The organism is Blastomonas aquatica (assembly GCF_014639875.1).
GTDB classification, from domain to species: domain Bacteria; phylum Pseudomonadota; class Alphaproteobacteria; order Sphingomonadales; family Sphingomonadaceae; genus Blastomonas; species Blastomonas aquatica.
This window is the reverse complement of the sequence record NZ_BMGD01000001.1, coordinates 371748-383044: the sequence shown is the minus strand read 5'-3', so window position 1 is coordinate 383044 and position 11297 is coordinate 371748. Positions and strand designations below refer to the sequence as shown.

The 11297-nt window shown below is 60.5% G+C and carries 14 protein-coding genes; 11 read left to right on the top strand and 3 right to left on the bottom strand.

Annotation, left to right across the window (positions count from 1 at the left end; genetic code table 11):
- Positions 1–12: 12 nt before the first annotated feature.
- Entirely contained in the window at positions 13–561 is a 549-nt protein-coding gene (locus IEW00_RS01810; RefSeq protein ID WP_188512646.1) for an invasion associated locus B family protein, read from the top strand.
- Positions 562–575: 14 nt separating this feature from the next.
- A complete protein-coding gene (locus IEW00_RS01805) occupies positions 576–998 on the top strand; it encodes a VOC family protein (RefSeq protein WP_188512645.1) in 423 nt (140 codons plus the stop codon).
- Positions 999–1088: 90 nt separating this feature from the next.
- Here IEW00_RS01805 and IEW00_RS01800 read toward each other — a convergent pair whose 3' ends face one another.
- Complete coding sequence (locus tag IEW00_RS01800) at positions 1089–2402, bottom strand: hypothetical protein (RefSeq protein ID WP_188512644.1); 1314 nt, start codon at positions 2400–2402, stop codon at positions 1089–1091.
- 208 nt (positions 2403–2610) lie between these two features.
- Between IEW00_RS01800 and IEW00_RS01795 the strand changes: the two genes are divergently transcribed.
- A complete protein-coding gene (locus IEW00_RS01795) occupies positions 2611–4155 on the top strand; it encodes a DUF389 domain-containing protein (protein WP_188512643.1) in 1545 nt (514 codons plus the stop codon).
- Between the two features lie 51 nt (positions 4156–4206).
- Here IEW00_RS01795 and IEW00_RS01790 read toward each other — a convergent pair whose 3' ends face one another.
- A complete protein-coding gene (locus tag IEW00_RS01790) occupies positions 4207–4512 on the bottom strand; it encodes a hypothetical protein (protein WP_188513114.1) in 306 nt (101 codons plus the stop codon).
- On the opposite strand from IEW00_RS01790, the gene IEW00_RS01785 reads away from it, so the two are divergent.
- The 4 genes from IEW00_RS01785 (at position 4489) to IEW00_RS01770 (ending at position 6881) form a co-directional block, all read left to right on the top strand.
- The gene (locus tag IEW00_RS01785) at positions 4489–4722 is read left to right on the top strand and encodes a hypothetical protein (RefSeq protein WP_229736751.1); all 234 of its coding nucleotides are present in this window, start codon (positions 4489–4491) and stop codon (positions 4720–4722) included. The genes IEW00_RS01790 and IEW00_RS01785 overlap by 24 nt on opposite strands.
- 109 nt (positions 4723–4831) lie before the next feature.
- The gene (locus IEW00_RS01780) at positions 4832–5272 is read left to right on the top strand and encodes a hypothetical protein (protein ID WP_188512641.1); all 441 of its coding nucleotides are present in this window, start codon (positions 4832–4834) and stop codon (positions 5270–5272) included.
- A 927-nt stretch (positions 5273–6199) separates the two neighbouring features.
- Entirely contained in the window at positions 6200–6439 is a 240-nt protein-coding gene (locus IEW00_RS01775; protein ID WP_188512640.1) for a hypothetical protein, read from the top strand.
- Positions 6440–6494: 55 nt separating this feature from the next.
- Complete coding sequence (locus tag IEW00_RS01770; protein ID WP_188512639.1) at positions 6495–6881, top strand: DUF2335 domain-containing protein; 387 nt, start codon at positions 6495–6497, stop codon at positions 6879–6881.
- On the opposite strand, the gene IEW00_RS01765 is transcribed toward IEW00_RS01770, so the two are convergent.
- Positions 6878–7834, bottom strand: a complete 957-nt coding sequence (locus IEW00_RS01765) for an IS1595 family transposase (protein ID WP_188512638.1) — start codon at positions 7832–7834, stop codon at positions 6878–6880. The two genes, IEW00_RS01770 and IEW00_RS01765, sit on opposite strands and share 4 nt — an antisense overlap.
- Positions 7835–7938: 104 nt before the next feature.
- On the opposite strand from IEW00_RS01765, the gene IEW00_RS01760 reads away from it, so the two are divergent.
- The 4 genes from IEW00_RS01760 (at position 7939) to IEW00_RS01745 (ending at position 11281) form a co-directional block, all read left to right on the top strand.
- Positions 7939–8163, top strand: a complete 225-nt coding sequence (locus IEW00_RS01760) for a DUF6471 domain-containing protein (RefSeq protein WP_188512637.1) — start codon at positions 7939–7941, stop codon at positions 8161–8163.
- The gene (locus tag IEW00_RS01755; protein WP_188512636.1) at positions 8124–9059 is read left to right on the top strand and encodes a hypothetical protein; all 936 of its coding nucleotides are present in this window, start codon (positions 8124–8126) and stop codon (positions 9057–9059) included. The genes IEW00_RS01760 and IEW00_RS01755 overlap by 40 nt, the downstream gene beginning before the upstream one ends.
- Positions 9060–9141: 82 nt before the next feature.
- Positions 9142–10143: a glycosyltransferase family 2 protein gene (locus IEW00_RS01750; protein ID WP_188512635.1), complete on the top strand. Its 1002-nt coding sequence runs from the start codon at positions 9142–9144 to the stop codon at positions 10141–10143.
- Positions 10144–10387: 244 nt separating this feature from the next.
- On the top strand, positions 10388–11281 hold the full coding sequence (locus IEW00_RS01745; protein ID WP_188512634.1) for a hypothetical protein: 894 nt from the start codon (positions 10388–10390) through the stop codon (positions 11279–11281).
- Positions 11282–11297: the final 16 nt, after the last annotated feature.

The following is an 11297-nucleotide window of genomic DNA, read 5'->3' as shown; positions in this document are numbered from 1 at the left end:
AAGATTGATCCGATGCCCGTCCTGCTTCGCACCCTCGCCGTTGCCGCGCCCGCCTTGCTGCTGTGCGCGCCGCTGATGGCCCAGACCGCGGCTCCTGCAACACCTGCCGCGCCCGCTTCGCAGGCGATCACGCCCAAGAAGGTGGCAGATGGCGCCAAGCCCTGGACAACAGGGTGCAAGGGCACGGGCGAGGCGGAAATCTGCGATACCGTCCAGTCGCTGATTGACGAGGCCAATGGCAAGGAGGTGATCCGCGTCGCCATCGCCAAGCAGAAATCGAGCGGCAAGACCGGGCTGCTGGTCAAGGTGCCGCTGGGCGTGCGGCTGGATACCGGCGCGCTGATGCAGATCGATGGCGATCAGGCCAAGGGCATCGACAAGATCGTCTTCAGCCGCTGTTTGCCTGAAGGCTGCATCGGCGAAAAGCCGCTCGCCGCTGCCGATATCGATCACTTAAAGAAGGCGCAGAAGCTCGAACTGGTTTTCCTCGATCTGGAAGGCAAGCCGATCGTCATCAGCGTTGTCGCGACTGGCCTGGGTGCCGCGCTGGCGACGTTCTGACCCGAGCATCCGGCATGACCATCAGACCCTTTCACCTGGCATTCCCGGTCGATGACCTGGCAGCGGCCCGGCATTTCTATCGCGATGTCCTGGGCTGCGGCGAGGGGCGGTCGTCGGATCGCTGGATCGATTTCGACCTGTTTGGCCACCAGATCGTCGCGCATCTCGATCCTGCCGCCGGCAGCGCGCGGGCGCACCATAACCCGGTCGATGGCCACGAAGTGCCGGTTCCGCATTTCGGAGTCGTGCTGACGATCGACGACTGGCAGGCTCTGGCCGAGCGGCTGCGTGCGGCGGGCACGTGTTTCGTCATCGAACCGCACATTCGCTTTGCCGGGCAGGTTGGCGAGCAGGCGACGATGTTTTTTCACGATCCGGCGGGCAACGCGCTCGAGTTCAAGGCTTTTGCCGACGACGCGATGCTGTTTGCAACGTAACGAGATCGTTTCCCGACGTAAGCCGGGATCCAGGAGCGACGTTGAGCAACCTGATTCCTGGGCTCCGGCGTTCGCCGGAGAACGGGGTTCTTAACGCACCGCCAGATCGGCAGGCAGCGTCGGTTCGCTGATCACGCGCTCCATTGCCGCCCAGCGGGCTTTGGTGTCGGGCCCTGCGGCCTCGACGAATTCGCGCACCATGTCCTGCCCGAGCCCGTAGTTGATCACATAGCTGCGATAGGTGTCGGTGAAGCCAATCGACTGCTTTGCCCGCGCTTCGCTCATCAACTGGTACTTCTGGGTCAGCGCGATGGCCCGGGCGCGGTCGATCAGGCCATCGAGATACATTTGCGCGATCGTGAAGCGCGCGCCGCGCAGGCCCGTCATCGCCTCTTGCAGCGCGGCCAGACGCGCGGCATCGGTGGTGGGCAGGCCCGCCAGCGGATAGAGCTCGCGCATCTCGAAAGCGAGTTTCTCATCTGCGGGAAAGGCAAGGTCGATGCCGTAATTGGCCGAGCCTTCTGCGATCAGGCTTTGCGGGCTGTAGAGCGGGTAGACGCTGTATTCCATCCAGCCGCGTCCGCGCATCAGCCGCTGTTCGAGCAGGTAGTTGAGCGCATGGTGACCGGGATAGCCTTCATGGCAACCCAGATCGACCGCACGGCTGATCCGGATCGGCAGGTCGGTGTTGATCTGGATCAGGCTGGCAAGATTTCCCTGATAATAATTGTACCCGCTCCATGGCTTGCCGGTGACGAATTCCATCCGGAAGCTTTCCCCTTGCGGCAGCGGGATATGGGCTGCGGTGCGCGCGCGGCATTCGGCGATCGCGCGCTTGAACACCGGCTGCAGTCGGTCGGCCGGGATGACGAAGCGCTCCTGAAACGCATCGACCCGCTCGGCCAATGTGCCGGTGCCAGGCAGCAGCGCGTCGATTTCGGTGAGCACCGGGTCATAGCTTTCCAGCGGCTTGATGTCTGGCGTCGCGCCGAACAGGCCCAGCGATTCGGTGCGAAAGCTGAGCTTTTCGCCGCGCAGCATACGGATGCGGGTGCGCGCCGCGTTGAGCTGCGCACGCAGGAAGGTCACGCGGCGCTGGACCAGCGGCTCGCGGTCGGTCACATCGACCGCAGCGATGCTGGTATCGAGCGTGTCGACCGCCTGGGCGAGCGCGGGCAGCGGGCGCGGCGATGCCTCGGCTTCGCGTTTCCACTCTGCCGGGCCATAATAGGCGTCGATATAGCCGTCTTCATGCGTGCCGATTTCCAGCGACAGCATGACATAACGCTGCGCGATATCATCGAGCGGATCGGCGGGAGCACTGGCGCGGGGGGCGGCTTTGGGCGCGCACGCGGCGCACAACAGCAATAGGGCCAGCAGGCCTATACGGTTGATCCTGATCATGGGCGCACCGCCTTTTTTGTTGTTTTTCCGCAATTCAACCAGGGCGAACGGCAACGGCTTAGCCGGTACCATCGCATCGCTTCCAGCCATATCGCGCCATTACTCGCATAGAAAAACGCTGCGGGCGGCTGGCACCGATTTCGATATCCGTCTATCGGCAAAGCAGAAGCCGGTCCACCCCTGGCCGGGCAGCAGATGGTGACACGCAATGACCGACCAGCCCGCACAGACTGGCGCTGCGCAAAAATTCCGGGGTCGGGCAAACAGCCTGGGTGGGTTTGCCGCGCGGGTCGCCGGACCGCTCGGGACCTGGTGGCGCGGATCGGTGATCCCCTCGATCGAGCACCGCGCCGTCATCGCCAAGGTCGATGACGAATCCGGACTGACCCCGCGTTATGCCTTCATGATCCTGATGTCGGCGGGGATCGCGGTGCTGGGGTTGCTGCTCTCATCGCCTGCGGTCGTGATCGGCGCGATGCTCATTTCACCGCTGATGGGACCGATCATCGGGCTGGGCTTTGGCCTGGCGATGGTCGACGGCAATGAAATCCGGCGCACTGCTATATCCTTGGGCGCTGGTGTGCTGCTGGCGGTTTTTTTTACCGCGTTGGTGGTGTTTTTCTCGCCGATCAAAGACATCACGCCCGAAATCGCTGCGCGTACCCGGCCCAATCTATTCGATCTGCTCGTCGCGTTGTTCTCGGCGCTGGCGGGCGCCTATGCGATGATTCGCGGGCGTGAAGGCACCATCGTCGGGGTCGCGATCGCAACCGCACTGATGCCGCCGCTTGCCACTGTCGGCTTCGGGCTGGCGACGCTCAACAGCACGGTGTTTTTCGGTGCGTTGATGCTGTTTGTCACCAACCTGATGACAATCGCGATCGCAGCGGCGGTCATGGCGCGACTTTATGGCTTTGGCCCCAAGCTCACCAGTCGGCAGAGCGGGGTTCAGGCCGCGATCATCACCACCGTGTTCCTCGCGCTGGCGATCCCGCTGGGCTATTCGCTCAGCCAGATCGCTTGGGAAGCACGGGCGCAACGCCAGACGCGCGATATGCTGGCAGATCAGTTCCCCCCCCAGGCCAAGATCGATCAGCTCGAAATCGATTTTTCGAGCGATCCACTGACGATCCGCGCGACGATCCTGACCCCGCAGATTCGTGCCAAGGCGGCAGAACGGGGCGAGGCTCTGCTGGCAACGACGCTGGGGCGCCCGGTCAAGCTCAGCCTCGACCAATTTCGGGTAGGGACCGCTGCAGGCGATGCCGAGGCTGCGCAACTTGCCTCGGCATCGGCGCGCGAACAGGCGAGCAAGGAGCGTGCGACGATTGCGCTGGTTGGGCGCGAGCTTGCCATATTGGCAGGGGTGTCCCCCGACGCGGTGCTGGTGGATCGCGAAAAGCGGCTGGCGCAAGTGCGCGCGTCACCGTTGCCGGGGGCGACGCTGGCCACATACCGCGCGCTCGAACAGCGTCTCAGCCAGGCTGAGCCGCAATGGCAGATGCAGCTCATTCCCCCGCCGCTGGCTTTGCCCTTGATCAGCTTCGATGACGATGAGCCTGATGCCGTAGGTGTCCAGAATCTTGCCTTGGTTACATGGGCTGCCAGGCGTACCGGGCTTTCGCTCACCGTTCAGGGCGCCGGCAACAGGGCAGATTATGTTTTGACGAAATTGCGCGAAGCAGGCATTCAAGCGGAAACAAACGGATCGCGCAATTCAGACGGGCCCATTCGAATCGACTGGGCACTTTGACGGGGGCATGTCTGCCCCGCCGGGGGGCATTGCTTGGGATCGATTGGAGCATCAACAGGTGAAAATCTGTGCGCCTCGCTGGCGTGCACGGTTTTCGCGTCGGTTGACTTCACCGCTGCCGAGCTTCTTCTGTTTTCCGGTATCTGGTTTCTCATCGGAGCACTCGATGATTTGGCGTTGGATGGTGTGTGGTTCTGGCAACGGATTTTCCGCCACCGTGATGACGAAGCGCACGGGCTTGTGTTCGTGGCGCCCACATCCGCAGACAAGCCGGTAGATTCGGACAAATTCCCACGTCAGGCTGTCTTTGTCCCTGCCTGGGATGAAGCCGATGTGATCGCCGATATGGTCGGCCATTGCCTGCACCGCTGGCCGGGGCAGGACTACAGGCTGTACATTGGCGTGTATGCCAATGATCCCGCGACCGGCTTTGCCGCTTTGCGCGGCGCTCGGGGCGATCGCCGGGTACGGATGGTGCCACTGGGTATCACCGGGCCAACATCAAAGGCAGATTGCCTCAACCATATCTGGCACGCGATGCGATCCGACGAGCGCGGCATTATGTAGCAAATGCACCAACGCAAATCTATGCGTTTGTCATCGATTCCGATACGTTGGCGTCATGATAGAAGGCTTTGAACAAACCCGCTTTGGCCTCATTCGCAAGCGTGCTGCAATGGTCGCTGAGATAGAGGCGCTGCAAGCCCAGGCTGCAAAACTGGTCGCCGACCTCCACGCGCTGGAAACCGTTATCCGCGTGTTCGATCCCGACATAGACATGGAAGAACTGCCCATAAGGCGAATACCGCCTGCCTACGCAGCGTTTCGGGGCGAGATGGCAAGGTTCATGCTGATTACGCTCAGGGAACACGCAGGCGGGCTTACAACGCACGAGCTGGCGCTGTTGATCATGCGGTCGCGCCAGATCAACGTGAACGACATGCAGGCGGTCAAGCTGATGCAGCGCCGGACGGGGCATTCGTTGTCACGCCTCCGCAGCAACGGCTATGTCATATCTGAAAAGGCCAACGCCGGTGGGATGCTACGCTGGCGCATAAGCCTGCGCGGTGGGCGTGATGAGCCTACGGGCAATTGGCGCAATGGGAGCAGCGGATAGGCTGGTTGCAGTGAGGAATTGTGCGATGATTCCAACCGGAAATGATTTCCTCGTACACGCCTTAGAAACTTTTTGTTGTATATAGCCACTAAAGTGGTCATTTGAGCGTTATTGAGTCATTCGGCAAGCGAGCCGATCCCTCAAAAAGGAGTATAAAATGCGACAACCAAAAGCGGGGCGTGCACAGCAGCCCGCTGTCCACGGGTCGCCAAAAATCAGGATGCAGCCGAACTATCATTCGGAGATAACCGAAACATATCTCGACGCAATGCAGAAGGCCGTTGACGCTGCGAAACCCGAGGGTTTCCGCCTGACTGCCATAAATGAGGCTGGGTGGTAATTGATACCGCTCCGCTTCTACCCGTTATCCACATCACCGGCACCATACGACACAGTATGGTGCCGGTTTCCGTATAATGAACAGCCGGATCACCCTGCGCCTGAGCACCATCCCGGCCTGATTCGTCAGAACTTCGCGGACCAAGATGGAAACCCTTGGGTGCGAGTCGTCTATGGAACTTCCGTTGATCCGTTCCGCGTGGGGCTTGAATATTTCACGGTATCCAATCTGCCAGAGATGGACATGTGCGGGCTAAAATGCGCAACCCGATTTTGCCTTGCCCGGCACGCCGAGCTCCCTTGGGGTCCGGATTTCTTCGACCCACACGAAGGCCGTGACAGCCCGATAATGGGTCACCTGAGCCAGCAAGGGCAAAGGTTGCTCCAGGTGCAAGTTTCTTACTGGCAGAGTGCAGGCGGCGCTTAGGTCGCTTGCTGCTAACGTTATCAACCGAAAAGCCAGGCCGTCCAGCCCGCTAGGAGTGTGGCGGCTATCAGGGCGGACTCTGAGCGGTGGTGAATGTTAATGCGCAGGTCATATCTGCGATGTAGGATTGCGTTTGCTACTGGCTCCCATATATATGAGACATGCAAGTGCCAACTTTCAAACCACGATCAAAAAGCTTCCGCAAGGGCTTCCTAGACGGGTGGGCGGCGCATTATTGCTACTTTGCGCCGCACTCGTTTGCCCGCGCACAAATGATCAAACCGTCAATACGCGCAGCTTGGCTGTCGGTCGGCGATGCCTTGCGCGATGCGGAAAAGAGCGAACGGGAAGATATTGGCAAAAACTCCAGAAAATCTACCGAGGAAAGAGTCTCGGCTTGAGATAAGTGAGCACGATGAGATTGCTCACGAAATTGCTAACCGTATCCGAAACTTGGTGCCCAGCGGGCAGCAAGCCCAAGTTGTCGCTCAAATGGTCAGCTTTGTCAGTGAAGAGCGTTTTTCTGGACCCATCGCCCATCCACGACACCTGAAAGAGTATGAGGCAATATGTCCTGGTGCTGCCGATCGCATCATTAGCATGGCCGAGGGTAACTTAGCCCACGCTCAGGACATTCAGACACTTGCCATCCAGGCTGATATCGATGACGCCAAGGCTGGTCGTCTGTATGGTTTTTTGGCATTGATGGCGCTGATCATCGCAGCCGGAGTCTCAGCGTTTCTGGGTAACGAATTGATGGCGTCTGCATTTTTGGGCGCGGGCGTTTTGGGCGTGGTAGGACAGTTGATAAAGGGTCGCGGTTCCAACGAAAAAGAGGATTAAGCCGCCCGCTGCCAATACCCAGCCCATTTCCGGCTAACGTTAGCAGCCAGTGCAGCATCCAAAACCATCGCAGTCTGCTTGCCGTTATCAACGCGGCGGTTGTCTTCACGCCATGATGCTTCCTGCGCATAGGCGTTCAGATATGGGCCTGCGATATGGTGGTGCGTTCCGACTTCCATGCGGCGCAGGCGGCTGAAATAGCTTTCGGCCTGGTTGGTGCAAGCGCCTTCATCATAGAACGAAACCGAGTGATTGACGCGCTTCGTATCCCAGCCAGCGTGAAGGGCATCCCAGCCCGTTCCTTCGTCGGCGTGGATAGTGGCGAGGGTGCCAACATGATCGCGCACGTAAGGCACTGCATCGCCTTCGTTGCGCACGATGAAGGGCAGGCTCTTGCCGTTGCGCTCGCGCATGATGACAACGCACTGGCGCTTGCCTGAGCGGTTCAACTTCAAGCGCAGATCCTTGCGGTCGGCCTTCTGGTTTTCCGGCTTCACGTATCCGCCGAAATAAGCGCCATCGATCTCGACCACGCCGTTCAGCTGGCGACCGGCCTGCTCGCGCGCCATCGCTTCGCGCAGCTTGTGCGTGAGAACGAACGCCGTCTTATACTGGCAATCCAGATCGCGGCTGAGTTGCAAGGCTGCGATGCCCTTGGCACCGTTCACGAAGATCACGATTGCAGCCAGAAGATCGGTGAACGACATTTTGCGGCTTGCGAAGATCGTGCCGCTGGTGACGCTGAACTGGTGATAGCAGGCAACGCACTTGAACCGGCGACGGGTGGCAATGTCATAGGTCTCTGTGCAGCCGCAACGTGGGCAAACAGCTTCCCCGTCCGTATCGGCCCAACGCATAGCCTTGAACGTGTCGTATGCCTTGTTTTCGCCCATTCGAAAAACAGCCTTGAGGCTGAGTGTGCGGGCTGCGGCTGAGAGGAGGAAGTGTTGCATATCATCGTTTCCAGTGCTTATGCACTTTATATGATGACAATATGCACTGTTGTCAATGGCAAACGTATCGCATATGATGATTATATGATCATATAGGATACATCATGCCAAAGACCGGAAAAGACTGGGAAGACCAGGTGAAGGGCTTGCTCAAAGCCGAACTCAAGCGCCGCAATATCTCCTACGCTGAGCTGGTCGGGAAGCTGGCTGACATAGGGGTTATGGACTCCGAGCCGAATGTAAGGAACAAGCTTAGCCGGGGTAAATTTACAGCGGTGTTTTTGATCCAATGTCTGGAAGCTATAGGGGCGTCGGAATTGCGGCTTTAATCGCCGCGCTGCTCATCGCTTTCGGGCTTGGAGCCTACACGTTCAGCTTAGGCTATCCAGAAAAGATAGAGCGGTATCCAAGCTACCAGCAGGGCTATAGCGATAATTCCGGGGCGTCTTCGTCCGTCCCCAATATCCCCCAAGGCATAGTGCAGAAATCCCCCTGCAATAATCCACAGAGCGAAACTGAAAGCGATCTTTGCGCTCAATGGCGCGCTGCCAAGGCCGCTGAAAAAGCCGCCGACTGGACGGTCTACGGTGTGTTGGCGAGTATCACTGGCATTAGTTTGCTGCTCTGGCAGATCAATCTTACCCGGGAAGCCGTCGAAGATACTGGTAAAGCCACTATCGCCATGGAGCGGCAGAACGAGATAGCGGAGAGACAGCAACGACCTTGGGTAACAGTTGCCATTGCGGACGCTTTTATGACGCAAAGCCAAGGCGGGTTGCTGCTGGTATGCGATGTTAGTCTCGGGAATATTGGTGCCACGCCCGCCTTCAAGGCAAGCATCAGCCACTGCATCGGGCCAGCGTTTCGAAGCCCTATTTGGGACTTTCAAACCGTTGCTGAGAACGTTGACGCCGCCGATTATTCGGAAGATGATGAAAGCCTCATCATTCTGCCCAATGGAAGCACTCAGTCGCAAATCTTTATTCACTTCGCTCGCAATGACCCGCGCCATCCGTTCGATGACGGGATTGTTCCTGTCTTCATGGTTTGGGTTAACTACTCGTTGCCTAACGGCTGCCGCGCCCATTCCTCTGCGTGGTTTACCGTCACACCCAAAAACAAATCTGACATTGAGCCGCTGATGTTCTCGTGGGACGACGAAATGTTGGATGGCCCCGCTAGTGGTCTGGATATCACTGACAACGGGTATGTGCGCGTAACCTAACGCCAGCGCCATAAGCGCGGCGCTAATCACAGCGGTTCTCCCGCTGCGCTAGGGCTGTCAGGCTTGGTGCATTTGCTACATAATGCCGGACGAGCGCGAAGCCGGGTTCGCCTACAGATCGGTGGTGCTCCACGATGCGGAGGATGTCGTGCACCCGTGCGAGCTGCAGGTCTATGACCGGCTGCTGGATCGTTACGCTTTCGTGCAGCTTCCGGTCAGTCCGCTGATCGATCCGGCGGCGCGCTTGATCAGCGGCCATTATGCCGATGAGTTCACCGAAGCACATGCCCGCGCGATGCCGGTGCGCAGCCGTCTGGGGGTCGCGATGCCCTGTGCGGGGGTAGGCTGCGGGTTCGCGCGCGCGACATTGCAGGTGCTGGCCGATGCTGCGCCGGACGGGGCCCCGTTCGCTACCGACAGCCTGACCGAGGATTACGAGCTTGGCATCCGCATCCATGAGGCAGGTGGGCGCGGGCTGTTCGTGCGCGCGCGCGACGGCACGGGTGGCTTGATCGCCACCCACGCCTATTTCCCCGGCGACCTGACCGCATCGGTTCGGCAAAAGACCCGATGGACCATCGGCATCGCCTTGAGCGGGTGGGATCGAACCGGATGGGGCAGGGGCGTAGGCGATATCTGGATGCGCGCGCGTGACCGGCGCTCGGCGCTTTCCGCGCTGGTGCTCGTTACCGCGTATCTCGGTCTGCTGGGCTGGCTGGTCGTCAGCATCGGCGACTGGGCAGACCTCTACCAACCAGCGCCGCTCGATCCGGCATTCCGCGCGCTGCTGATCGTCAACGGGGTCGTGCTGACTTGGCGGATCTGCGTGCGCGCCGCATGTACCGGGCAGCAATATGGCGGACGTGAGGCGCTGTGGTCAGTGCCGCGCACACTGGTCGGCAACATCATCGCGGTAATGGCCGCACGCCGGGCGCTGCTGGCTTATGCTGCAAGCCTGTGGGGGGCACCTTTGAGCTGGGAAAAGACCCGCCATCACATCCCGGCTGCGCCTCCGGCGCCTGCGGCCAGCGCACAATCAGTGCTGCAGGTGGCAAGCCATCAGCCCTCGTCTGTCCGTGACTAGCATGGCGTCCCTCCGCCTGCCGCGACGCAGGATGCGGGGCCAGCCACTGCTTTTTCTGGGCACTGTCGTGCTTTTGTGGTCGGCGGCGCGGATTTTCCACCATTTGCCGGGCCCGGCGCTGAACCCGGTTCTCCTCCCTGCGATTTCAGATACATCAGTATCGGAAGACCGCAGCGGGCTGTGGCAAGCAGTGCGGCCGGTCGTTGTCGGCAGGCGTGCCCGGCTTGTGTTGCCTACATCCACCATGACGATGTGGAAAGGGCCGGCTCCAGCGCCGCCGCTGCCCATCGCTGATCCTGGGTCGATCCCAGTCGATGGCGCGATGGTGCACCCCCTGCTGGAGATGGGAGGTCGGACTGTGTCTGCCGATCTCTCGGGCCAAAATCGCTGGCCGTTGATAGCCGAACAGGTGGGTTCCGCGCCGCCATTGGCGGGTGCCGGTTCGAACCCTGCTGCGCAGATACTGGGCAAACGCTGGTCGGTCTATGCGTGGTCGTTGGTGCGCGAGGGGAGCGGGGCAAGCGCCTTGGCACCGGGCGCGCAATATGGCGGCAGTCAGGCCGGGTTGATCGTCCGCTATGCATTGGGCGATACGGGTCGGGCGCCCGCAGTCTATGCTCGTGCAGCCTCTGCGCTGGCCAATGATGATGACCGGACGTTGGCGCTTGGCGTCACCGCGCGGCCCTGGCGCGCACTCCCGGTCGATCTGGCAGTCGAACGGCGTTTCAGCCTCGGCACGCCCCAGAATGACCGGTTCGCTGCACTGCTGGTCGGCGGTGGCAGCACCTCACTGGGCCGCAGCCGCATCAGGCTGGACGCGTTCGGTCAGACGGGGATTGTCGGCTATCGTGACGCCCAGGGTTTTTTCGATGCGCAGATGCTGGTCAGCCGACAGGTTGCGGCGCAAGACGGCTACTCGGTTTCTCTCGGCGGGGGCGTGTGGGCGGGCGGGCAGCAGGAGCCGGACGCGGCAGGCAGCAAGCGCTGGGTGCACCGGGTCGATCTGGGGCCGCGGGTCACGCTTGTGCTCCCGGTCGGCGACAGCCAGATGACCGTGGCGCTTGACTGGAGGCAGCGGGTCGATGGCGATGCGTTGCCTGCGTCGGGCGTTGCCCTGACGGTGTCCACCGGTTTTTAGCGTCGTAGCGTGCTCT